At 72.1% G+C, this 23,027-nt stretch carries 20 protein-coding genes and 1 pseudogene; 13 read left to right on the top strand and 8 right to left on the bottom strand.

Annotation, left to right across the window (positions count from 1 at the left end):
• Positions 1 to 20: 20 nt before the first annotated feature.
• Together ACWC5C_RS33535 and ACWC5C_RS33530 are read left to right on the top strand one after the other, a co-directional pair.
• The gene (locus ACWC5C_RS33535) at positions 21 to 974 is read left to right on the top strand and encodes an ABC transporter ATP-binding protein (RefSeq protein WP_450881667.1); all 954 of its coding nucleotides are present in this window, start codon (positions 21 to 23) and stop codon (positions 972 to 974) included.
• Complete coding sequence (locus ACWC5C_RS33530) at positions 961 to 1,881, top strand: ABC transporter permease (RefSeq protein WP_450881665.1); 921 nt, start codon at positions 961 to 963, stop codon at positions 1,879 to 1,881. Before ACWC5C_RS33535 ends, ACWC5C_RS33530 begins: the two co-directional genes overlap by 14 nt.
• Before the next feature lie 39 nt (positions 1,882 to 1,920).
• Here ACWC5C_RS33530 and ACWC5C_RS33525 read toward each other — a convergent pair whose 3' ends face one another.
• The 8 genes from ACWC5C_RS33525 to ACWC5C_RS33490 form a co-directional block, all read right to left on the bottom strand.
• Positions 1,921 to 2,916, bottom strand: coding sequence for a M28 family metallopeptidase (locus tag ACWC5C_RS33525; protein WP_450881663.1), 996 nt, complete (start codon positions 2,914 to 2,916; stop codon positions 1,921 to 1,923).
• 182 nt (positions 2,917 to 3,098) lie between these two features.
• On the bottom strand, positions 3,099 to 4,076 hold the full coding sequence (gene rarD, locus ACWC5C_RS33520; protein ID WP_450881661.1) for an EamA family transporter RarD: 978 nt from the start codon (positions 4,074 to 4,076) through the stop codon (positions 3,099 to 3,101).
• Between the two features lie 133 nt (positions 4,077 to 4,209).
• Positions 4,210 to 5,067 (bottom strand): SDR family oxidoreductase, encoded by an 858-nt coding sequence (locus ACWC5C_RS33515; protein WP_450881659.1) that lies wholly within the window; start codon positions 5,065 to 5,067, stop codon positions 4,210 to 4,212.
• A gap of 157 nt (positions 5,068 to 5,224) precedes the next feature.
• Positions 5,225 to 6,307 carry a 2-oxoacid:ferredoxin oxidoreductase subunit beta gene (locus tag ACWC5C_RS33510; protein WP_450881657.1) on the bottom strand — a complete coding sequence of 361 codons (1,083 nt, stop codon included), beginning with the start codon at positions 6,305 to 6,307 and terminating at the stop codon, positions 5,225 to 5,227.
• Complete coding sequence (locus ACWC5C_RS33505) at positions 6,300 to 8,252, bottom strand: 2-oxoacid:acceptor oxidoreductase subunit alpha (protein ID WP_450881655.1); 1,953 nt, start codon at positions 8,250 to 8,252, stop codon at positions 6,300 to 6,302. The genes ACWC5C_RS33510 and ACWC5C_RS33505 overlap by 8 nt, the downstream gene beginning before the upstream one ends.
• A 267-nt stretch (positions 8,253 to 8,519) precedes the next feature.
• Positions 8,520 to 9,179 carry a LuxR C-terminal-related transcriptional regulator gene (locus ACWC5C_RS33500; RefSeq protein ID WP_385440877.1) on the bottom strand — a complete coding sequence of 220 codons (660 nt, stop codon included), beginning with the start codon at positions 9,177 to 9,179 and terminating at the stop codon, positions 8,520 to 8,522.
• Positions 9,180 to 9,334: 155 nt separating this feature from the next.
• Positions 9,335 to 10,681: a sensor histidine kinase gene (locus tag ACWC5C_RS33495; RefSeq protein ID WP_450881653.1), complete on the bottom strand. Its 1,347-nt coding sequence runs from the start codon at positions 10,679 to 10,681 to the stop codon at positions 9,335 to 9,337.
• A 160-nt stretch (positions 10,682 to 10,841) separates the two neighbouring features.
• Entirely contained in the window at positions 10,842 to 12,089 is a 1,248-nt protein-coding gene (locus ACWC5C_RS33490; RefSeq protein ID WP_450881651.1) for a sensor histidine kinase, read from the bottom strand.
• A 215-nt stretch (positions 12,090 to 12,304) separates the two neighbouring features.
• Here ACWC5C_RS33490 and ACWC5C_RS33485 point away from each other — a divergent pair, with 215 nt between their 5' ends.
• The 11 genes and pseudogenes from ACWC5C_RS33485 to ACWC5C_RS33435 form a co-directional block, all read left to right on the top strand.
• The gene (locus ACWC5C_RS33485; RefSeq protein ID WP_385440661.1) at positions 12,305 to 12,721 is read left to right on the top strand and encodes an NADH-quinone oxidoreductase subunit A; all 417 of its coding nucleotides are present in this window, start codon (positions 12,305 to 12,307) and stop codon (positions 12,719 to 12,721) included.
• Positions 12,712 to 13,323 (top strand): NADH-quinone oxidoreductase subunit B, encoded by a 612-nt coding sequence (locus ACWC5C_RS33480; protein WP_450881649.1) that lies wholly within the window; start codon positions 12,712 to 12,714, stop codon positions 13,321 to 13,323. The genes ACWC5C_RS33485 and ACWC5C_RS33480 overlap by 10 nt, the downstream gene beginning before the upstream one ends.
• Positions 13,320 to 14,846 (top strand): NADH-quinone oxidoreductase subunit C, encoded by a 1,527-nt coding sequence (locus ACWC5C_RS33475; RefSeq protein WP_450881647.1) that lies wholly within the window; start codon positions 13,320 to 13,322, stop codon positions 14,844 to 14,846. The genes ACWC5C_RS33480 and ACWC5C_RS33475 overlap by 4 nt, the downstream gene beginning before the upstream one ends.
• Positions 14,843 to 15,805, top strand: a complete 963-nt coding sequence (locus ACWC5C_RS33470) for a complex I subunit 1/NuoH family protein (protein WP_385440656.1) — start codon at positions 14,843 to 14,845, stop codon at positions 15,803 to 15,805. Before ACWC5C_RS33475 ends, ACWC5C_RS33470 begins: the two co-directional genes overlap by 4 nt.
• The gene (locus tag ACWC5C_RS33465; RefSeq protein WP_450881644.1) at positions 15,805 to 16,443 is read left to right on the top strand and encodes a NuoI/complex I 23 kDa subunit family protein; all 639 of its coding nucleotides are present in this window, start codon (positions 15,805 to 15,807) and stop codon (positions 16,441 to 16,443) included. Before ACWC5C_RS33470 ends, ACWC5C_RS33465 begins: the two co-directional genes overlap by 1 nt.
• Positions 16,440 to 17,003 (top strand): NADH-quinone oxidoreductase subunit J family protein, encoded by a 564-nt coding sequence (locus tag ACWC5C_RS33460; RefSeq protein ID WP_385440652.1) that lies wholly within the window; start codon positions 16,440 to 16,442, stop codon positions 17,001 to 17,003. Before ACWC5C_RS33465 ends, ACWC5C_RS33460 begins: the two co-directional genes overlap by 4 nt.
• Positions 17,003 to 17,404 (top strand): NADH-quinone oxidoreductase subunit NuoK, encoded by a 402-nt coding sequence (gene nuoK / locus ACWC5C_RS33455; protein WP_450881642.1) that lies wholly within the window; start codon positions 17,003 to 17,005, stop codon positions 17,402 to 17,404. Before ACWC5C_RS33460 ends, nuoK begins: the two co-directional genes overlap by 1 nt.
• Entirely contained in the window at positions 17,401 to 19,419 is a 2,019-nt protein-coding gene (locus ACWC5C_RS33450; protein ID WP_450881640.1) for an NADH-quinone oxidoreductase subunit 5 family protein, read from the top strand. Before nuoK ends, ACWC5C_RS33450 begins: the two co-directional genes overlap by 4 nt.
• 3 nt (positions 19,420 to 19,422) lie before the next feature.
• Positions 19,423 to 21,018 (top strand): complex I subunit 4 family protein, encoded by a 1,596-nt coding sequence (locus ACWC5C_RS33445; protein WP_450881638.1) that lies wholly within the window; start codon positions 19,423 to 19,425, stop codon positions 21,016 to 21,018.
• Positions 21,018 to 22,568: an NADH-quinone oxidoreductase subunit N gene (locus ACWC5C_RS33440; RefSeq protein ID WP_450881636.1), complete on the top strand. Its 1,551-nt coding sequence runs from the start codon at positions 21,018 to 21,020 to the stop codon at positions 22,566 to 22,568. The genes ACWC5C_RS33445 and ACWC5C_RS33440 overlap by 1 nt, the downstream gene beginning before the upstream one ends.
• Positions 22,569 to 22,692: 124 nt before the next feature.
• Positions 22,693 to 23,027, top strand: a pseudogene (locus tag ACWC5C_RS33435) (IS200/IS605 family accessory protein TnpB-related protein); the annotation flags it as partial.

Genomic DNA, 23,027 nt, shown 5'->3' with positions numbered 1-23,027 from the left:
AGCAGAGGGAAGGAGAGCCCGTGGACGAGCGGTCCGCCGATGCCGTGGTGGAGACCCGCGGGCTCACCAAGCGCTACCGGGGCGGGCAGCTCGCCGTCGACGCGCTCGACCTGACCGTCCCGCGCGGCAGCGTCTTCGGCTTCCTCGGGCCCAACGGCTCGGGGAAGACGACGACGATCCGCATGCTCATGGGGCTGATCGAGCCCACCTCGGGCGGCGCCCGGCTGCTGGGCCTGCCGATGCCGCGCGCCGCCCGCAGCGTGCTGCCCAGGGTGGGCGCCCTCATCGAGGGGCCCGCCCTCTACCCGTATCTGAGCGGCCGGGACAACCTGCTGCGCTACGACGCCGCCGATCCGACCGCCGACCCCCGCACCCGGGCCGCCCGCGCCGCCTCGGCGCTGGAGCGGGTCGGGCTCGGGGCCGCGGCGGGGAAGAAGGCGCGGGCGTACTCGCTGGGGATGAAACAGCGCCTCGGCCTGGCCGCCGCCCTGCTCCAGCCGCGTGAGCTGCTGGTTCTCGACGAGCCGACCAACGGGCTCGACCCCCAGGGCATGCGCGAGATCCGTACCCTGGTGCGCGCGCTGGCCCAGGAGGGCACCACGGTCTTCCTCTCCTCGCATCTCCTGGACGAGATCGAACAGGTCTGCACCCATGCGGCGGTCATGACCCGGGGCCGCCTGGTCGCCCAGGGCACGGTCGCCGAGCTGGCGGCGGGCAGCCGCGGCAGGCTGTCGGTCACCACCCCGGACCCGGCCGACGCCGTCCGCGTCCTCAAGGAGCACGGGGTGACGGACCTGGTGGTCCTGGAGGAGCGGGTCTCCGGCGAGCTGCCCACGCCCGCGCCCGAGCCCGCCGACCTGAACGCCGCCCTGGTGCGCGCCGGGGTGCGGGTACGGGCCTTCGGCGCCGAGGGCGCCTCGCTGGAGGACGCCTTCGTCGCGCTGACCGGGGAGGGATTCGATGTCGCGGGCTGAAGCGGCTGAAACGGCTGGGGGCGGAGGGACGTACGAGACGCCCCGGGCGCGGCCGCTGTGGGCCCTGGCCCTCTTCCGCAGCGAGCTGTCCACCACCTTCCGCCGCTGGCGGACCCTGGCGCTGCTCGGCGTGCTCGCGGCCGTCCCGGTCCTCATCGGCGTCGCCGTGAAGATCGAGACCAGCGACGGCGGCGGCTTCGGCCGGGGTGGCGGCGGTGGCGGAGCCGGTAGCGACGGGCCCGCCTTCTTCTCGCAGATCACCAACAACGGGATCTTCCTCGTCTTCGCCGCGCTGGCGGCGACGCTGCCCGTCTTCCTGCCGATGGCCATCGGCGTGATCGCCGGGGACTCCATCGCCGGTGAGGCGGGTCCGGGGACGCTGCGCTATCTGCTGGTCGCCCCCGCCGGGCGCACCCGGCTGCTGCTCGCCAAGTTCGTCACCATCCTGGCGTTCTGCGTGGCCGCGACCCTCACGGTGGCCGCCGCCGGGCTCGCGACCGGGGCGATGCTGTTCCCGCTCGGTGATGTCACGCTGATCTCCGGCACCTCGGTGTCCTTCGGCGACGGGCTGGTGCGGGCGCTCGGCGTGGCGGGCGTCGTGGCGCTGTCACTGGTGGGGATCGCGGCGGTGGGCCTGTTCATCTCCACCCTCACCAACAGCGGCATCGCGGCCATGGCGACCACCGTCGGGCTCGTGGTGACGGTGCAGATCCTGGACGAGATCCCGCAGCTGCACGCGATCCATCCGTATCTCTTCCCGCACTACTGGCTCAGCTTCGCGGATCTCCTCCGCCAGCCGGTCTACTGGGACCAGCTCATCAAGAACGCCGAGCTGCAGGGGCTGTATCTGGCCGTGTTCGGCTCGGCGGCCTGGGCCCGGTTCACCGCGAAGGACATCACGGCCTGAGCGGTCGGGCCAGACCACTCAGACCGTGATGCCGGTGCGTCAGGAGGACAGCGTCCAGACGGCGTACGCGATGGCGTCGCTGTTGCGGTCCAGCGCGGTGTCGTTGATGTTCGTCGTGGTGTCGCACGAGCGGTGGTAGCAGCGGTCGAAGGCCTGACCGGAGGTGCCGCCCCACTTCTGGGCCTGGGCGGCGGTCTTGATGTAGTCGGCGCCGCTGAACAGGCCGCCCACCGGGATGCCCACGTTCTTGAACGGAGCGTGGTCGGAGCGGCCGTCGCCCTCGGTCTCTATCTCCGTCGCGACGCCCTTGGTCGCGTAGAAGTCCTTGAAGACCCCTTCGATCCGGGCGTCGTCGTCATAGACGAAGTAGCCCGGGTTGGGCGAGCCGATCATGTCGAAGTTGAGATAGCCGTCGATCTTCGCCCGGTTGGCGGTCGACAGGCTGTTGACGTAGTACCGGGACCCGACCATGCCCAGCTCCTCGGCGCCCCACCAGGCGAACCGGAGGTGCTTGGTGGGCTTCAGCCCCGAGCGGGCGACGGTGAGCGCGGTCTCCAGGATGGCGGCGGACCCCGAGCCGTTGTCGTTGATGCCGGGTCCCGCGCTGACGGAGTCCAGGTGGGCGCCGGAGAACACCACGTTGTCGGCGTCGCCGCCGGGCCAGTCGGCGATGAGGTTGTAGCCGGTGGCGCCGCCGGAGGTGAACGTCTGGACCGTGGTGGTGAACCCGGCCGCGTCCAGCAGCCCCTTGATGTAGTCGAGCGACGCCTTGTAGCCGGGGCGGCCGTGGGCGCGGTTGCCGCCGTTGGCGGTGGCGATGGACTGGAGCTTGGTCAGATGCGCCTTGACGTTGGCGAGCGGCACATCCGGTACGGCGAGGGCGGCGGCCGCCGGAGGCGGGGGAGCCGCGGCGGCGGAAGAGGCGGGGGCGGCCGACACCAGAGAGGCGATCGCGGCTCCGGCCGCGACGGCGACGGCCGCCCGGCGGGACACGGATCTTCGGGGGGTGTGGCGGGGCTCAGCACATGACGACATGGGGGGCTCCGATTCCGAACGGGGACTGCACGGAATGACGTGACGCTGTGTGATGCACAAGGTGATGCACGTACGTACGTACCCATGGGGGTAGTGGAGCGGTACGACAAGATGACGCCGAAATGGCGCGAGGCTGATGCTCCGGGTGTGGCTGACCCTCCGTCAAGGGCGAAATCCGGACATCAGCCGCCGGATATCGGGCCGGGCTGTGGCTCCGCCGCCTTGGGCGGTGCCGCGGCCGCCAGCGCCGCCGCGTCCGCCAATTGGCGGCGTGCCCGGTGCCCGGTCCGCAGCGCGTCCCAGGTGAGCAGCGCGAGCGCGAGCCAGACGAGGGAGAAGCCCGCCCACCGCTCGGGCGGCATGGACTCGTGGAAGACGGCCACCCCGAGGATGAACTGGGAGGTGGGCGTGAGGTACTGGAGCATCCCGATGGTCGACAGCGGCAGCCGTACCGCGGCCGCCCCGAACAGGCTCAGCGGCACCGCGGTGATCAGCCCGCAGCTCACCAGCAGCACCGAATGGCCCGTCCCGCCGCTGCCGAACGTGCTGTCGCCGCGCACCGCGAGGAAGCCGATGAAGCCGAGCGCGGGCAGGAACTGGACGGCGGTCTCGGCGGCCAGCGACTCCAGCCCGTCCAGCCCGATCCGCTTCTTGACCAGGCCGTACGTGGCGAAGGAGAAGGCCAGCGTGAGGGCGATCCAGGGCAGCTTGCCGTAGCCGACGGCCAGCACGCCCACCGCCGCCACGCCGACGCCGACCGCCACCCACTGCACCGGGCGCAGCCGCTCGCGCAGCAGCAGTACGCCGAAGCCGATGCTGACCAGCGGGTTGATGAAGTAGCCGAGCGCCGTCTCGACGACGTGTCCGCTGTTGACGCCCCAGATGTAGAGGCCCCAGTTGATGGAGATGGCGGTCGCGGCGAGCGCGACGAGGCCGAGCCGCCGGGGCTGCCGCAGCAGCGGGCCGATCCAGGACCAGCGGCGCAGCGCCAGCAGGATGAGCCCGACGACCACCAGCGACCAGACCATGCGGTGGGCGAGGATCTCGGCCGCTCCGGCGGGCTCCAGCAGCGGCCAGAAGAGCGGGGCGAGGCCCCACAGCCCGTACGCGGCGAAGCCGCAGAGGAGACCGGTGCGGTCCTGCTGGTGCTGCGGCTGCATAAGGGCCTCCCCGACGGCGTGGCGGCCCTGGTGCAGGGGCCTGTCCGACGGTAGCGCCGGGCGGCCCGGCTGTCATCACCGTATCCACGATACGGAACTGACAGCCGGGGCGCCCGGCGCTGATGGGTCCGGGTCAGCCCTTGAGGGCCAGCGCGAGGGAGTCGGCGATCGGGGTGGTCGGGCGGCCGGTCAGGCGGGACAGGTCGCCGGGGGTGGCGGCCAGGCGTCCGCGCTCGATCGCCGTGTCGACGTCGGCGAGGATGGCGGCGAAGGGCTCGGGCAGGCCCGCACCGGTCAGGATCTGCTGGACCTCCTCGGCGGAGACCGCGCGGTAGGCGATCTCCTCGCCGGTCTGCCGGGCGATCTCGGCGGCGTATTCGGTGAAGCTCCAGGCGGTGTCGCCGGACAGCTCGTACGCGGTGTTCTCGTGGCCCTCGCCGGTCAGTACGGCGACGGCGGCCGCCGCGTAGTCGGCGCGCGAGGCGGAGGCGACCCGGCCCTCGCCCGCGGCGGCGACGACGGCGCCGTGCTCCAGTACGGGGGCCAGCCGCTCGGTGTAGTTCTCGTTGTACCAGCCGTTGCGCAGCAGCGCGTACGGCAGACCGGACTCGGTGAGGGCCTGCTCGGTGGCCCGGTGCTCGTCGGCGAGCGTGAAGTCGGCGGCCGGGCCGCCCAGCACGCTGGTGTACGCGAGCAGCGCGACCCCGGCCTCCTTGGCGGCGTCGATGACGGCCTGGTGCTGCGGAACGCGCTGCCCGATCTCGCTGCCGGAGATCAGCAGCACCTTGTCGCCCGCCGCGAAGGCGCCGCGCAGCGTCTCGGGCTGGCTGTAGTCGGCCACCTTCAGGGTGACGCCGCGGGCGGCGAGGTCGGCGGCCTTGTCGGCGTCGCGCACGACCGCGGTGATCCGGTCGGCCGGAACCTTCTCCAGCAGGCCGTCGATGACAAGGCGGCCGAGGTGTCCGGTGGCTCCGGTGACGACGATGCTCATGGGGGTGTCTCTCTTCTGGTCGCGGTCGCGTTGTCCGATTCGCTCACCACCTTAGACGCAGCGCTAACTTTTTGAAAGTGCCCACGCTCCATGACATACGAAGCGGCCAGGCCGGGGGATCAACCCCGGCCTGGCCGCGTACAGGTAGACGGACGGCTCAGCCGACGACGGTCCAGGTGTCGTTCCCCGCGAGCAGCGCGCCGAGGTCGCCCTTGCCCTCGCGCTCGACGGCGGCGTCGAGCTGGGTCGTCATCTGGTCGTCGTAGACCGGGCGCTGGACGTCGCGCAGCACCCCGATGGGGGTGTGGTGCAGCGTGTCCGGGTGGGCCAGCCGGGACAGGGCGAACGCGGTGGTGGGGGAGGCCGCGTGGGCGTCGTGGACCAGGACGCTGCCCTCGTTCTCCGGGGTGACCGCGACGACCTCCAGGTCACCGGTGGCCTGGTTCCGTACGACGCCCTTGGCGTTGTCCGCGCCGAAGCGGATCGGGCGGCCGTGCTCCAGCCGGATCACGGCTTCCTCGGCCTGCTCCTTGTCCTTGAGCGCGTCGAAGGCGCCGTCGTTGAAGATGTTGCAGTTCTGGTAGATCTCCACCAGCGCGGTGCCCGGGTGGGCGGCGGCCTCGCGCAGCACCTGGGTGAGGTGCTTGCGGTCGGAGTCCACGGTGCGGGCGACGAAGCCCGCCTCGGCGCCGATCGCCAGCGAGAGGGGGTTGAACGGCGCGTCCAGGGACCCCATCGGCGTGGACTTGGTGATCTTGCCGACCTCGGACGTCGGGCTGTACTGGCCCTTGGTGAGGCCGTAGATCCGGTTGTTGAAGAGCAGGATCTTCAGATTCACATTGCGGCGCAGCGCGTGGATGAGGTGGTTGCCGCCGATGGACAGCGCGTCGCCGTCGCCGGTGACCACCCACACCGACAGGTCGCGCCGGGCGGCCGCGAGGCCGGTGGCGATCGCCGGGGCGCGGCCGTGGATCGAGTGCATCCCGTAGGTGTTCATGTAGTACGGGAAGCGGGAGGAGCAGCCGATGCCGGAGACGAAGACGATGTTCTCCTTCGCCAGCCCCAGCTCGGGCATGAAGCCCTGGACGGCGGCGAGGATCGCGTAGTCACCGCAGCCGGGGCACCAGCGCACCTCCTGGTCGGACTTGAAGTCCTTCATGGACTGCTTGCCCTCGGCCTTGGGCACCAGGGACAGCGCCTCGGACAGCGCGAGGGGCGGCTGCGAGAGGATCTCAGTCATCGATGACCTCCTTGAGGGCCGTCGCCAGCTGCTCGGCCTTGAACGGCAGTCCCCGCACCTGCGTGAAGGAACGGGTGTCGACGAGGTACTTGGCGCGGATGAGGGTGGCGAGCTGGCCGAGGTTCATCTCGGGCACGACGACCTTGTCGTAAGCGGCCAGCACCGCGCCCAGGTTGGCCGGGAAGGGGTTGAGGTGGCGCAGATGGGCCTGGGCGATCCGGTCGCCCGCCCGCCGTACGCGCCGCACGGCGGCGGTGATCGGCCCGTACGTCGAGCCCCAGCCCAGCACCAGGGTGCGGGCGTCGCCGGTGGGGTCGTCCACCGTCAGCTCCTCGACCTCGACGCCGTCGATCTTGGCCTGCCGGACGCGGACCATGTGGTCGTGGTTGGCCGGGTCGTAGGAGATGTTCCCGGAGCCGTCCTGCTTCTCGATGCCGCCGATGCGGTGTTCGAGCCCCGGGGTGCCGGGCACCGCCCACGGGCGCGCCAGGGTCAGCGGGTCGCGCTTGTACGGCCAGAAGACCTCGGTGCCGTCCTCGGTGGTGTGGTTGGGGCCGGTCGCGAACTGGACCCGCAGGTCCGGCAGGCCGTCGACCTCCGGCACCCGCCACGGCTCCGACCCGTTGGCCAGATAGCCGTCGGACAGCAGGAAGACCGGGGTGCGGTAGGTGAGCGCGATCCGCGCCGCGTCCAGCGTGGCGTCGAAGCAGTCGGCCGGGGTCTTCGGCGCCACGATCGGCACCGGCGCCTCGCCGTTGCGCCCGTACATCGCCTGCAGCAGATCCGCCTGCTCGGTCTTGGTCGGCAGCCCCGTGGACGGCCCGCCGCGCTGGATGTCGATCACCAGCAGCGGCAGCTCCAGGCTGACCGCGAGCCCGATGGTCTCCGACTTCAGCGCCACCCCGGGACCGGACGTGGTGGTCACCGCGAGCGCCCCGCCGAACGCGGCGCCCAGCGCCGCGCCGATGCCCGCGATCTCGTCCTCGGCCTGGAAGGTGCGCACGCCGAAGTTCTTGTGCTTGCTCAGCTCGTGCAGGATGTCGGAGGCCGGGGTGATCGGGTACGAGCCCAGGAACAGCGGCAGATCCGCCTGCTGGGACGCGGCGATCAGCCCGTACGACAGCGCCAGGTTGCCGGAGATGTTCCGGTACGTACCCGCCGGGAAGGCGGTGGCGGCGGGCGCCACCTCGTAGGAGACCGCGAAGTCCTCGGTGGTCTCGCCGAAGTTCCACCCGGCCCGGAAGGCCGCCACGTTCGCCTCGGCGATCTGCGGCTTCTTGGCGAACTTCTGGCGCAGGAACTTCTCGGTGTTCTCGGTGGGCCGGTGGTACATCCACGACAGCAGGCCGAGCGCGAACATGTTCTTGCTGCGCTCCGCCTCCTTCCGGGACAGCCCGAACTCCTTCAGGGCCTCGATGGTCAGCGTCGTCAGCGGCACCGGGTGGACCTGGTACGCGTCCAGCGAGCCGTCTTCGAGCGGGCTGCGCTCGTAGCCGACCTTCGCCATGGGCCGCTTGGTGAACTCGTCGGTGTTGACGATGATGTCGGCGCCGCGCGGGACGTCGCCCAGATTGGCCTTGAGCGCGGCCGGGTTCATCGCCACCAGGACGTCCGGCGCGTCGCCGGGGGTGAGGATGTCGTGATCGGCGAAGTGGAGCTGGAAGCTCGACACTCCGGGCAGGGTGCCGGCGGGGGCACGGATCTCCGCCGGGAAGTTCGGCAGGGTCGACAGGTCGTTCCCGAACGACGCCGTCTCCGAGGTGAACCGGTCTCCGGTGAGCTGCATACCGTCACCCGAGTCACCGGCGAATCGGATGATGACGCGATCCAGACGGCGGACCTCCTTGCCGCCGTCCGGTGTTCCCCGTTCCCCTGCGAGCCCCCGCTCGCCCTGCTGATCGGCTGGTTCGGCCTGCTCGGCCGGGCTGCTGACCTGGCTGGTCACTGCTTCGGACCTCCCTCGAGGCGGCGCACCTGGACCGTTCGGTGCCGACCGGTTGTCCCATGGCCATCGTACGTCGGTAAGGTTCGCCTTCCCTGGGTGGATCACCCGGAAAATACCGCATGACGTGTCCGTTATGTCACGGTGTGGCGGGACTTTCCCGGTGTCCGTGGCGTGATGTCTGGTGATCCCCTCACTCGGCCTTTGGTCCCGCTTTGGCCCCGCCGGGGGGCCTACGACCCCCGCCGGGCCGCCGGTCGGCCACCGCCGTCAGGAGTTGAGGTAGGTGAGCACCGCGAGCACGCGACGGTGATCCCCGTCACTCGGCGACAGGCCGAGCTTCAGGAAGATGTTGCTGACGTGCTTCTCGACCGCGCCGTCGCTCACCACCAGCTGCCGGGCGATCGCCCCGTTCGTCCGGCCCTCGGCCATCAGGACCAGGACCTCCCGCTCCCGTGGGGTGAGGCCGGCCAGCACGTCCTGCTTGCGGCTGCGGCCCAGCAGCTGGGCGACGACCTCCGGGTCCAGCGCCGTACCGCCCCGGGCCACCCGGACCACCGCGTCCACGAACTCGCGCACATCGGCCACCCGGTCCTTGAGCAGATAGCCGATGCCGCGGCTGTTCCCGGCCAGCAGCTCCGTCGCGTACTGCTCCTCCACGTACTGCGAGAGCACCAGCACCCCGATCCCCGGGTGGTCATGGCGCAGCCGGATCGCGGCCCGCACCCCCTCGTCGGTGTGGGTGGGCGGCATCCGTACGTCGGCGACCACCACATCCGGCAGCGCGCCCTCGTCGGCCAGCTCGCGGATCGCCTTGATCAGCGTCTCCGCGTCCCCCACCCCCGCGACGACGTCATGGCCCCGGTCGGTCAGCAGCCGGGTCAGGCCCTCCCGCAACAGCACCGAATCCTCGGCGATGACCACCCGCACTCTGTCCTCCACCACGATGCCCCCGGCCCCAGTCGTGTCCGCGTTGTTCCGCGTTGTCGGGGCCAGCATTCCAGGATTCGGACGGATCCGTCGCGCATCCCGCGACCGGGTTCCGCGCGACCGGTCCGCCGTATCAGCGCCAGGGCAGCTCGACATCAGCGCCAGGGCAGCTCGACCGTCACCGTCGTCGGGCCGCCGGGCGGGGAGTGGACGACCAGCGCCCCGTCGACCGCCTCGATGCGCTCGGCCAGCCCGGACAGCCCGCTGCCCGCGCCCGCAGTGCCCGCCCCGCCGCGCCCGTCGTCGCCGACCCGCAGCATCACCCGGTTCTCGGTGCGCCACACGTCGACGTCGGCCGTCCGGGCGGCGCTGTGTTTGCTGATGTTCTGGAGGAGTTCGGAGACGGTGAAGTAGGCGATGCCTTCGATGGCGGGTGCGGGGCGCTGGGGTAGGTCGACGGTGACGGTGACGGGGACGGTGCAGCGGGCGGCGAGTGCGGAGAGGGCGGGGCCGAGTCCTCGGTCGGTGAGGATGGCGGGGTGGATGCCGCGGGCGAGGTCGCGGAGTTCTTGGAGGGCGAGTTTGATCTCGCCGTGGGCTTCGTCGACCATGCGGGCGGCTGCTTCGGGGTCTTCGTCGAGTTTCTCTTTGGCGAGGCCGAGGTCCATGGCGAGGGCGACGAGGCGGGCTTGTGCTCCGTCGTGGAGGTCGCGTTCGATACGGCGGAGATCGGCGGCGGCGGTGTCGACCACCGTGCCCCGGTCCGACTCCAGCTCCCACACCCGGGTCGCCAGCCGGGACGGCCCCAGCAGTCCGAGGACCAGCAGCCGGTCGACGGCTGTCAGCGCCCGCATCGCCCACGGGGTCGCCAGCAGGACCAGCACCCCGAGGACACAGGACGCGGTGACCTCGAACGGGGTGTCGAGGTAGAAGTGGCGCCCTCTGCTGTCGTCCCCGAACAGCTCGATACCGGGCTGATCGATGTACGTGGGGAAGACCCACCGCCACAGCGGATACGTCGCGAAACCCCAGCCGTAGCAGGTGAACACCATCGCGACGGTGAAGGCGAAGATCGCCCACGGCAGGTGCAGCAGCGCGTACAGGACATGCCGCCACGAGGTGCCGCTCTTGAGCAGCGCGCCCACCCACGACACCGGCCCCCGCTTGCCGCTCGCCGGGCGGACCGGCTCCGGCTCGGCGATCCTGAGCCTCAGCAGCGCGCGGGCGCGGGCCCGCTCCACGACCCCGATCCCCCGGCAGCCCGCCAGGGCGGCGCCGAGCACCGGGACGCCGAGGAAGGTGATCAGGAGCCCGGCGCCGAGGGAGAGCATGATGGCCGCGTACGAGAAGGTCAGGACCGCCATCGGCAGGCTGATCACCAGATAGAGGAACTCGCGCCAGACGCGGGCCTCGAACGGCGCGCGCAGTACCGGCGGCACCAGGCCGCGCCGGGGTTCGCTGCCCGGCTCGTACGGCTCGTACGGTCCGTATGCGGTGGCCATCTCGTCGTCCGTCCTCCCGAGCCGAAGCCGAAGCCGGTGCAGAATCCGGTGCCCGGCTTGGCCGCTGTCGTCGTACTCCAGATTCCCCGGCACCGGCGGGCCGGGCCATGAAGCGGGTCGGCGTCTTCACCCGGGGGTTAGCCCCACCCCTTCCGCGCGCTCACGGGGTGCGGCGGGCCGCCGCCGTGCGGCGGGGGACTCCGCCGGTGTGGCTCGTGCCGTCGCGGTCGCGCCACGGCAGCTCGGCGTCCACCGAGGTCGGGCCGCCGGGCGGGGACTCCACCTCGAACCGGCCGTCGACCGCCTCGATGCGCTCGGTCAGCCCCGCCAGCCCGCTGCCGCCGCCCGCCGTGCCCGCGACTGAGGTGCCCGCGCCGCCGCGGCCGTCGTCCCGCACCCGGATCAGCAGTCGGCTGCCCGACCGGGCCAGGGTCACCGAGGCGGTGCGGGCGGCGCTGTGTTTGCTGATGTTCTGGAGGAGTTCGGAGACGGTGAAGTAGGCGATGCCTTCGATGGCGGGTGCGGGGCGTTCGGGTAGGTCGACGGTGACGGTGACGGGGACGGTGCAGCGGGCGGCGAGTGCGGAGAGGGCGGGGCCGAGTCCTCGGTCGGTGAGGATGGCGGGGTGGATGCCGCGGGCGAGGTCGCGGAGTTCCTGGAGGGCGAGTTTGATCTCGCCGTGGGCTTCGTCGACCATGCGGGCGGCTGCCTGGGGGTCTTCTTCGAGCTTTTCCTTGGCGAGTCCGAGGCCCATGGCCAGGGTGACGAGGCGGGCTTGTGCTCCGTCGTGGAGGTCGCGTTCGATACGGCGGAGATCGGCGGCCGCGGTGTCGACCACCGTGCCCCGGTCCGACTCCAGCTCCGCGATACGCCGCTCCAGCTCATCCGACGGCGACAGCAGCCCCCGCACCATCAGCCGGTCGACATTGGTCAGCGCCCGGGCGATCCACGGCAGCACCGGCCAGGCGATGAACAGCGAGATCAGCGCCACGGTGAAGGTGAGGATGCCCCAGGGCAGCCGGATCGCGGCGTACAGCGTGGACCGCCAGCCCACCGGGTCCCGCAGGCTCCGCCACACCCAGCCGAAGAAGCCGTCGTCCCCCCTGCGCGGCATCCGGCTGGGCTCGTCCACCCGGACCGCCAGCAGCGCCCGGGCGCGGGACCGCTCGAACCGGGCGAACCCCCGGCTCCCCAGCAGGCCCACGGCCAGCACGGGCAGACCGGCGATCGTGACCGCCATGCCCACGCCCACGGCCAGCCAGGTCAGCCCGTAGACGAAACCGAAGATGCCCATCGGCAGATTGATCAGGAGATGCGTGATCTCCTTCCACGTCTGCGCGGGATAGGCGAAGGCGGGCGGGCGCGGCAGTCGCTCGCCGCCGCTCTCACCGGGGGAACTGGAGGTCATGGCAGCCAAGACTGCCGCCCTGCGGCGGGCGGCGCCATGGGGCGCGTCGCCGGGCGTGAGTAGGGCTATCCCCACCCACCGCTGTCCACCGCGGGCTCCGCATGCCGGACGGGCGGATCACCCCACCGCCGGTAGGGCCTAGACTCCCGTGCGTACGGATCGTCGAACACACGACGTCGGCGAGCAGCAGGCAGGACAGGGAGCGAGGGGCGGACGTGCCGGAGGCGACGACCGTACGTGCGGCCAGTAGCGTCCCGCTCGCGGCCGACTATTTCCACGCCTATACGCTGGTGGGTCTGGTCGCGGCGGTCGGGGTGATCTTCGTCGCCGTGGCCTTCGGGGCAGGGCGGCTGCTGCGACCGGTGGTGCCGACGCCGGAGAAGCTGCTCACGTACGAGTGCGGCGTGGACCCCGTGGGCGAGAGCTGGGCACACACCCAGGTCCGCTACTACGTCTACGCTTTCTTGTACGTGATTTTCGCGGTGGATTCGATCTTCCTGTTCCCGTGGGCGACGGTCTTCGCCGCGCCCGGTTTCGGCGCCGCGACCCTGGTGGAGATGTTCATCTTCCTCGGGTTTCTCGCCGTAGGTCTGCTGTACGCATGGAAGAAGGGCGTCCTGGAATGGACGTGACACCGACCCCCGCGCAGGCTCCCGTGGATCTCCCGGAGCCGCGCCACCTCGGCCCGCTCGCCCGGCTGGCGCCTGAACCGATGAAGGTGGTCCTGAACTGGGGCCGCCGCTACAGCCTGTGGGTGTTCAACTTCGGGCTGGCCTGCTGCGCCATCGAGTTCATCGCCGCCTCGATGGCCCGCCACGACTTCATGCGGCTCGGCGTGATCCCGTTCGCGCCCGGCCCGCGCCAGGCCGACCTGATGGTCGTCTCCGGCACCGTGACGGACAAGATGGCGCCCGCGGTCAAGCGGCTCTACGAGCAGATGCCGGAGCCGAAGTACGTGATCTCCTTCGGCGCCTGCTCGAACTGCGGCGGCCCGTACTGGGACTCGTACGCCGTGACCAAGGGCGTCGACCAGATCATCCCGGTCGACGTCTACGTCCCCGGCTGCCCGCCCCGGCCCGAGGCGCTGCTCCAGGGGATCCTCAAGCTCCAGGAGAAGATCGCCCGCGAGTCGCTGGGGGAGCGGTACGCGACGGAGGGCGGCCGCCGCCCGTCCACGGCCGCGCTGCGCAGCGGCCTGGTCACGCCCCCGGCCGCCGGGGAGGACACGCGATGACGGAGCCGACGGAGCCGACCGAGCCGACGCAGCCGACTGAGCCTGCGGAGCAGGAAGTGGCGGTGGGCTGGCTCCCCACCCCCGCCCCCGAACTGTTCGGCGAGGGCGCGACGGCCGAGGAGGCGTACGGCCTGCTCACGGTCGACGTGCCCGCCGAGGCCTGGATCACGGCGCTGGAGACCGCCCGCTCCACCCTCGGCTGCACCTACTTCGACTGGCTGAGCGCGGTGGACGAGCCCGGCCAGGGCTTCCGGGTGGCCGCGCACGTCGTCGCCCTCGCCCCGGGCGCCGCCATACGCCGCCTCCTGGTCCGCACCACCGTGCCGCACGACGCGGCCACGCTGCCCACCGCCGTGGGCGTCTACGCGGGCGCGGCCTGGCATGAGCGCGAGACCCACGAGATGTTCGGGATCGGCTTCACCGGCCACCCCGACCTCGCGCCGCTGCTGCTGCCCGACAACTTCGAGGGCCACCCGCTGCGCAAGGACTTCGTGCTGGCGGCCCGGGTCGCCAAGGCCTGGCCGGGCGCGAAGGAGCCGGGCGAGTCCGATCACGGCGGCCCCAAGCGGCGCCAGATGCTCCCGCCGGGCGTGCCCGACCCCAACGAATGGGGCCCCCTCAAGGGCCAGCTCCCCCCAGCCCCCGCCCGCCCGGCCCGCGGCGCCCGAGCAGCAGGCGACCGCCCAGCCCGCCGCCGCCCGGCAGCAGCAGGCGCGGCGCCCGGCGACACCCCGGCACCAGAGCGCCCGACGCGCCGCACCCGCACCACGGACGAAGGCTCAGCAAGCCAGCAGCCCGAGGCGACCCCGCCGACGGAAGCCCCGGCGCGGCGCGCGCGCAGCGCGTCGGCAGGCTCGGCGAGCCAGCGCGCGTCGGCTGCCGAGCCGACGCCCGAGCGGACGGCAGCTGAGGGGGAGTCCGGCACCACGCCGCCCGAGCGCCCGACCCGCCGTGCGCGCAGCGCGGGCGAGGGTTCGGCGACGCAGCGGGCCGCTGCTGAGACGACGGCGGAGGCCGCGCCGAGTGCGGAACCGACCCCGGCGCCTGAGCGCGCCGACGCCGCGTCGAGCGATGCGCGGTCCGGTACCCCGGCGCGGAGCGCGTCGGCGGGTTCGGCTGCCGAGCCGACGCCATCGGAGCGGACGACGGCCGAGGGTTCGGCGAGCCAGCGGGCCGACGCGGAGTCGACGGTGGACGCCGCGCCGAGCGCGGAGCCGGAGCGCCCCGCCCGCGGCACTGGCGGAACAGCCGAGGGTACGGCCGCAGGCCGTCCCTCCGCCCGCCCGGCGCGGCGGACCCGGTCGTCCGACGCCCCCTGGCACAACCCGCGCCCGGCGCGGGACGACGCGGCCGAGTCCGGCCGTGAGCCGGGAGCGGGCGACGGCCAGCCCGGTGCCGCGAAACCGGACGCCCCGGAGCAACCGGACGACGCGCAACCCGGCACCGACAAACCCGGCGCCGCGAAACCCGGCGACGACGAGACGACGACCCACCCCGACGGCCCACCAGGAGGCACCGCGTGAACGACGTCCTCGACGTCGCGCTGCGACTGCTCGCCCTCCTCGTCGCGTTCCTGGTTCTCCCGCTGCTCGTCGGTCAGACCGAGCACAAGGTCATGGCCCATATGCAGGGCCGCCTCGGGCCGATGTACGCGGGTGGGTTCCACGGGTGGGCCCAGCTGGTCGCGGACGGCGTGAAGTTCGCGCAGAAGGAGGACGTCGTTCCGGCCGGGGCCGACCGGCGGATCTTCCAGCTCGCGCCCGCCGTCGCCCTGCTGCCGTATCTGCTGGTCCTGGTCGCGATCCCGATCGGCCCGAGCGGGGCGGTCGGGGAGACCATCGACGCGGGCATCTTCTTCGCGCTCGCCGTGATGGGCGTCGGCGTGCTGGGCTCGCTGATGGCGGGCTGGGCCTCGGCCAATAAGTTCTCCCTGCTCGGGGGCCTGCGCACCGCCGCCCAGCTCATGGCGTACGAGCTGCCGATGCTGCTCGCCGCCGCGTCCGTGGCGATGGCCGCGGGCACGGTGTCGCTGCCGGGCATCCTCGACGCGTTCGAGTGGTGGTGGGTGCCGTGGCAGATCGTCGGCGGGCTGGTGTTCTTCACCGCCGGGCTGGCCGAGCTGCAACGCCCGCCGTTCGACGCCCCGGTGGCCGACTCCGAGATCATCTTCGGTGCGTACACCGAGTACACCGGGCTCCGCTTCGCGCTCTTCCTGCTCGCCGAGTACGCGGGCATCGTCATCCTCTGCGGGCTGACCACGGTCCTCTTCCTCGGCGGCTGGCACGGTCCGTTCTCGGGCGACGTGGGCTGGCTGTGGACGCTGCTCAAGACGGCCGTCCTCGCCTTCGTCGTGATCTGGCTGCGGGTGAGCTATCCGCGGCTGCGCGAGGACCAGCTGCAGAAGTTCGCCTGGACCTGCCTCATTCCGCTCTCCCTCGCCCAGATCGCCCTCACCGGCGTCGTCAAGGTGGTGATCTCCTGATGGGTATTCCCGGTTCCGGCCTGGCCAAGGGCCTGGCCGTCACCCTGCGCACGATGACCCGCAAGTCGCACACCGCGCAGTATCCGGAGGTCCAGCCCGAACTGCCGCCGCGCACCCGCGGGGTGATCGGGCTGTTCGAGGAGAACTGCACGGTCTGCATGCTGTGCGCGCGCGAGTGCCCGGACTGGTGCATCTACATCGACTCCCACAAGGAGACGGTGCCCCCGGCGGCGCCGGGCGGACGCGAGCGCAGCCGCAATGTGCTGGACCGGTTCGCCATCGACTTCGCCCTGTGCATGTACTGCGGTATCTGCATCGAGGTGTGTCCTTTCGACGCGCTGTTCTGGTCGCCGGAGTTCGAGTACGCGGAGGAGGACATCCGCGACCTCACCCATGAGCGGGACAAGCTCCGCGAATGGATGTGGACGGTGCCCGCGCCGCCCGCGCTCGACCCGGCCGCCGAGGAGCCGAAGGAGATCGGCGCCGCCCGCAAGGCCGCCGAGAAGCAGGCCGCGGCCGAAGCGAAGGCAGCGGAAGAGGCCAAGGCAGCGGAAGCCGCCGAAGCCGCCGAAGCCGCCGAAGCCGCCGAAGCCGCCGACGCGAACGGGGCCGACGGGACGAACGGGGCCGCCTCGTGAGCACCGCGGTCCACCTCGCGGCCGCCACCGGCCACGGGTTCCTGTCGCCCACCGGTGTCGAGATCGCCTTCCTCCTCGTGGGCATCGCGACGCTCGGCGCGGCCATCGTCTCCGTCACCACCAAACAGCTGGTGCACGCAGCGCTGTGGCTGGTGGTGGCGCTCGGCGGCATCGCCGTCGAATACCTCCTGCTCACCGCCGAGTTCATCGCCTGGGTGCAGGTGCTGATCTACGTCGGCTCCGTCGTCGTCCTCCTCCTCTTCGGGCTGATGCTGACCAGGGCCCCCATCGGCCGCTCCCCGGACGCCGATTCGGGCAACCGCCCGGCCGCCCTCGCGGTGGCCATCGCCGCCGCGGCCGCGCTGGTGTGGGTGGTCGTGGACGCCTTCCGGGCCACCTGGATCGACCTGGACAAGGGCGTACAGGGCTCCACCGCGGTCTCCGGCGAGAGCCTCTTCCGGCACTGGGTGCTGCCCTTCGAGGCGCTGTCCGTGCTGCTCCTCGCCGCGCTCGTCGGCGCGATCGTGCTGTCCCGCAAGAAGGTTGAGGAGAAGCGCTGATGCACCTCGCCTACCCCGCCGTGCTCGCCGTCCTCCTCTTCTGCACCGGCCTGTACGGCGTCCTGGCCCGCCGCAACGCGATCCTGGTGCTGATGTCGGTCGAGCTGATGCTCAACGCCGTCAACCTCAACCTCGTCGCCTTCGACGTCTGGCTCCGCGACACCCTGCACGCGGGCCAGGCGCTCACCCTGTTCACCATCGCCATCGCCGCCGCCGAGATCGGCATCGGGCTCGCCATCGTCCTGCTCGTGTACCGCAACCGGGGCACCTCCGACGTCGACCGGCTCCGGGACCTGGCCGACCCCCCGCCGGGCGGCCATGACCCCATGGACGACAGCATGGCAGCCGCCACTGACAACGGCCCTGACCAGGGAACTCCCGCCCGGAGGCAGACCGCGTGACGACCACGACCGCCGCCGTTCTCGTCCCGCTCCTGCCCTTCCTCGGCGCCGCCGCGGGACTGCTGCTGGGCCGCCGCGCCCCCGGCTTCGTACGCCCCCTCGCCATCCTGCCCGTCCTCGCCGCGGCCGCGATCGCCGTGTTCGTCGCCGTACGCCAGGGCGGCGGCGAGGGCGCCGGGAAGGCGCCGCTGACCATCGCGACCCGGCTCGCCGACACCGGCTCGGTCCCGATCGACCTCGCGTTCCACATCGACGGGTTCGCCGCCCTGGTCGCGGTCCTCGTCGCCGTCGTCGCGTCCTGTGTGCAGATCTACTCGACCGGCTATCTGCGGGACGACCCCCGCTACGCCTCCTACGCCGCGCTCGTCTCCCTCTTCACCGCCGCGATGCTCCTCGTCGTCTACTCCGACGACCTGATCGTGCTGCTCGTCGGCTGGGAGATCATGGGCATCTGCTCGTACTTCCTGGTCGGCCACTACTGGGAGACCGCGGCCGCCCGGTCCGCCTCCCTCAAGGCGTTCCTCGTCACCAAGCTCGGCGACGTCCCGTTCCTGATCGGCATCTTCGCGCTCGCCGGGGACACCGGCACGTTCCGCATCAGCGAGATCTACGCCCGGCTCACCGCCACCACCTCCGGCATTCCGCTGGACCACCCCACCCTGATCGCGCTGCTGCTGCTGGCCGGGGTCGCGGGCAAGTCGGCCCAGTTCCCGCTGCACACCTGGCTGCCGGACGCGATGGCCGGTCCCACCCCGGTGTCCGCGCTGATCCACGCCGCCACCATGGTCGCCGCCGGTGTCTACTTCATCGCCCGGCTGCTGCCCGTCTTCGCCTCCTCGGCCGCGGCCCTCGCCGTCCTGGCCGTCATGGCGGCCATCACCATGGTCGGCTCGGCGCTCGCCGCGCTCGCCCAGGACGACATCAAACGCGTCCTCGCCTACTCGACCGTCGGCCAGCTCGGCTACATGACCGGCGCGCTGGCCGTCGACGACCGCGGCGCGGCCGTCTTCCACCTCATCGCCCACGGCGCGTTCAAGGCGCTCCTCTTCCTCGGCGCGGGCGTGATCATCCACGCGGCGGGGACGAACTCCCTCGCCGCCATGTCCCGGATGAGCGGCCTCGCGAAGCGCGTCCCCGACGCCTACTGGACGACCACGGTCGCGCTGCTCGCGCTCGCCGCCATCCCGCCGTTCGCGGGCTTCTTCTCCAAGGAAGCCGTCCTCGGCGCCGCCGAGCACGCCGCCACCGGTCACACCGCCGCCGTTCCCACGGGCGTCGGCTGGACCGTGCTCGTGGCCGGAGTGCTCACCGCGCTGCTCACCGCCGCGTACGCCGGACGGATGTGGCTGCTGGCCTTCCGCGGCAAGGGCGAACAGGCCCCCGACCACGGCCGGCAGCCCGCCGCCCTGAACGTCGTCCTGTGGGTGCTCTTCGTCCCCACCGTCGCCTTCGGCCTGTCCTACGGCACCCTCCCCGACTGGTTCGACGGTGAGACCCTCACCCCGACCCTCACCACCTCCGTCGTCGGCACCGGCGCCGCCCTCATCGGCGTGCTCGTCATGTACGCCGCGTGGCGGCACACCTCGGCGCGGGCCGCCCGCGTGCCGATCGGCGCCGTGGCCGCCCACCCGGACGCCGCCGACGCCGTCTCCGAGGTCGAGGCCATCGCCACCCACGAGGCCGCCTACGGCTCCATCGCCGGAGCCAAGGACCCCGCCGACCCCGGCCGCTTCCTCCTGGGCCCCCTCCACCGTCACGCGGCAGCGGGCTTCCACCTCGACGCCGTCTACAGCGCCCTGTTCGTCCGCCCCGTGCGCGCCGCCGCCGCCCTCGTCCGCTTCCTCGACCGCGAGGTCGTCGAGACGTACGTACGCGGCGCGGCCGGTGCCCCCCGCCTGCTCGGCGCGGCCGTCCGCCGCGCCCAGACCGGCAATGTGCAGACCTACCTCGGCGCGCTGCTCGCGGGCTCCCTCGTCCTGGCCGTGGCCGCCGTCCTCGTCGCAGCGGGAGCCTGACCCGTGAACCACACCGTCCTGCAATACCTCCTCGCGGCCGTCGTCGTGCTCCCCCTGCTGGGCTCCGTCGCCGCCCTGCTCCCGGCCCCGCCCGGCCTGCGGGGCCGCGACCCGGGCCAGGCCGTGCTGCGCCACGGCGTCACCGTCACCGGCGCCGTGCTCATCGCCGCCATCGCGCTCGCCGCGGGCTTCGACCACGGCCGCCCGGCCACGATGCAGGCCCAGACCGACATCAGCTGGATCCCGGCGCTGGACATCCGCGTCCACCTCGGCGTGGACGGCGTCTCGCTGCCCCTCCTGGTCCTGACCGCGCTGCTGACGTTCCTCTGCGCGCTCTACTCGTACAAGAAGATGCCCGCCGGAGGATCCACTCCCTCTCCAAAGGGATTCGTCTCGCTGCTGCTCCTCCTGGAGTGCGGCACCCTGGCCAGCTTCGCGGTCCTCGACCTGATGCTGTTCTTCCTGGCGTTCGAGATGACGCTCATCCCGATGTACTTCCTCATCAACCAGTGGGGAGGCGCCGAACGGGAGCGCGCCGCCTGGCGGTTCATCCTCTACACGCTGCTCGGCTCCGTCGTCATGCTGCTGGGCCTCCTCCTCATCGGGGTCAAGGGCGGCACCTTCGACATGGTGGCACTCGCCACTGACAGTGGCGCCGGGCTGACCCACACCACCCAGCTCATCGCGGCCCTCGCGCTCATCGTCGGACTCGCCGTCAAGGCCCCGATGTGGCCGCTGCACAGCTGGCTGCCGGACGCCCACACCGCCGCCCCCACGGTCGGCTCGGTCCTCCTCGCGGGCGTTCTCCTCAAGATGGGCACGTACGGACTGGTCCGCATCGTGCTGCCGATCGTCCCCGAGGGCGCCCACACCTTCGCGCCCTACCTCGCGGCGTTCGCCGTCGTCGGCATCATCTATGGATCCCTCGCCTGCCTCGCCTTGGCGCGCAGCGGCGCGGGCGGCGACCTCAAGCGGCTCATCGCCTACTCCTCCGTCGGCCACATGGGCTTCGTGCTGCTCGGCATCGCCACCCTCACCCCCACCGGGGTGAACGGCGCGCTGTTCGCCAACATCGCCCACGGCCTCATCACCGGCCTGCTCTTCTTCCTGGTCGGCGCCCTCAAGGACCGCTCCGGCACCACCGACCTGGACCAGCTCTCGGGCGTCAGCGGCGCCGCCCTCTACGGCCGGGCGCCCCGGCTCGGCGGGCTGCTCGCCTTCGGCGCCGTCGCCTCCCTGGGGCTGCCCGGACTCGCCGGGTTCTGGGGCGAGATGCTCGCCATGTTCGGCGCCTTCGAACCCGCCGACGGGCTCAGCCGCCCCGCCTACCTCACCTATATGGCGCTCGCGGGCTTCGGCACCCTGCTGACCGCCGCCTACATGCTCATCGTCGTACGGCGCGTCTGCATGGGCGACCACCCCGTGGAACCCGGCGCCGAACACGGCGCCGCCCGGCCCGCCCTGGCCGACGTCCAGGGCTACGAATTCGCCGCCTGGAGCCCCCTGGTGGCCCTCACCGTCCTCGCCGGACTGTGGCCCGCGGCCCTCCTCGGCCTCACCGACCCGGCCGTGCAGCAGCTCCTCGCGGGAGGCAACTGATGACACCGATCGCCTCTGATCTCGCCGCGGGGCTCGTCCAGTCCGTCGACTGGCTCGCCGTCGCGCCGCCCACCATCGCCGCCGTGGCCGGTCTCGTCGTCCTCGTCGCCGACCTCTTCCTGCCCGAGCAGCGCAAGCCCCTCCTGGGATGGCTCGCGACCGCGGGCCTCGTCCTGGCCGGGCTCAGCCTGCTGCCCCTGCTGAGCCGGGACCGCTCCACCTTCTGCCTCACCTCCGGCGACGGGGCGTGCAGCTACACGGCCGACACGTTCGCCCTCGTCATCCAGCTGCTGGTGCTCGGCGGGGCACTGCTCACCGCGCTGCTGTCCATCAGCAGCGTCAAGGACCTGCGGCTCCCCGCGGGCGAGTTCTGGTTCCTGCTGCTGTCCTCCGCCGCGGGCGCGGCCCTGCTGCCCGCCTCCCGGGACCTGGCGACCCTCGTCGTCGCCCTGGAGGTGGCCTCCCTGCCCGCCTTCGCGCTCGTCGGAATGCGCCGGGAGAGCCGGCTCTCCTCCGAGGCCGCGCTGAAGTTCTTCCTCTCCTCGGTCACCGCGACCGCCGTCATGCTGCTCGGCGTCAGCTTCGTCTACGCCGCCACCGGCAGCCTCCACCTGTCCCGGATCGCCGACGGCCTCGCCCACGTCGACCCGCGGCTCGACACGCTCGCCCAGGCGGGCGTCGTCCTCACCCTGGTCGGCTTCGCCTTCAAGACCGCCGCCGTGCCCTTCCACTTCTGGGTCCCCGACACGTACGTCGGCGCGCCGATCCCGGTGGCCGCCTATCTCTCCGTCGTCGGCAAGGCGGTCGGCTTCTCCGGCCTCATCCTGGTGACCGTCCTCGCCTTCCCGGCGTACGACGACGTATGGGGCCCGGCCATCGCCGTCCTCGCCGCCCTCACCATGACCGCGGGCAACGTCGCCGCGCTGCGCCAGCGCCCCGAGCGCGCGCACAGCGCCGTACGCGTACTGGCCTGGTCCTCCGTCGGCCAGGCGGGCTATCTGCTGGTCCCGATCGCGGCCGCCGGATACGCGGGCTCCGACCGGGACGCGGCCCACGCCATCGGCTCGACCGTCGCGTACGCCCTCATGTACGCGGCCGTGAACCTCGGCGCCTTCGCGGTCGTCGCCCTGGTCGCCCGTACGCACGCCAGCGGCCGTATCACCGACTACCGGGGCCTGTACGCCACCCGCCCGGCCGCCGCCCTCGCGCTCGGCTTCTTCCTGCTGTGCCTGGCCGGACTGCCGCCGGGCATCATCGGGCTCTTCGCCAAGGTGACCGTCTTCCAGACGGCCGTCGACGCGGGGCTCGGCTGGCTGGCCGTCGTGATGGCGCTCAACGTGGTGATCGCCCTCTACTACTACCTCCAGTGGACGGCGATCCTCTTCCGCGCCCCGGAGCCCGCACCGGACACCACGGGCGTGGCATCCGTCACCCCCGTGGCGGCCACCGCCCCCCTGACGGCCGCCATCGGCCTGGCCGCCGTCCTCGGCATAGCCCTCTCCGGCGCCCCCCAGCTCGTCCTGCGCTTCGCCTCCGGCGCGCTGCTGTAAGCCCCCATGTGCGACGAGCTGCGGAAGGGAACGGGAGTTCTCGCATCGCACACGTGACCTTTACGGGTGGCGCTCGTTGGGTGCGGTGACAGGAGAAGTTCGGTCCGGGCAAGGGGGGCGCGGGGTGGGCGGGTTACGCGAGGTGGCTGCGCCGTTCGTGGTGCCTGGCCCGTCCGGGGTGGCCATCCGTGGCAGTCTCAAGGGGCTGACCGGGCAGGACGAGAAGGTCCTGCGCCTGGTCGGTGATCTGCTGGGCTCTCTGGCCTCCCGGGACTGGAAGGTCCGCTGCGCGGCCGGGTTGGAACATGACAGTGAGCGGTGGGCGCAGCGTAAGCGGGCTTTGACCGGGGAGTCTTCCTCGCGGTGGGCGGGCAGTATCACCAAGGCCACGCATGATCAGTGGGCGCTGGCCCGGCGCGGTCAGCTCGCGCATATCCAGTCCCTTGAGGCCGGTGCGCG

Source organism: Streptomyces sp. NPDC001700 (assembly GCF_053596435.1).
The sequence above is the reverse complement of the archived record's forward strand: the minus strand, read 5'-3'. Positions and strand labels throughout refer to the sequence as shown.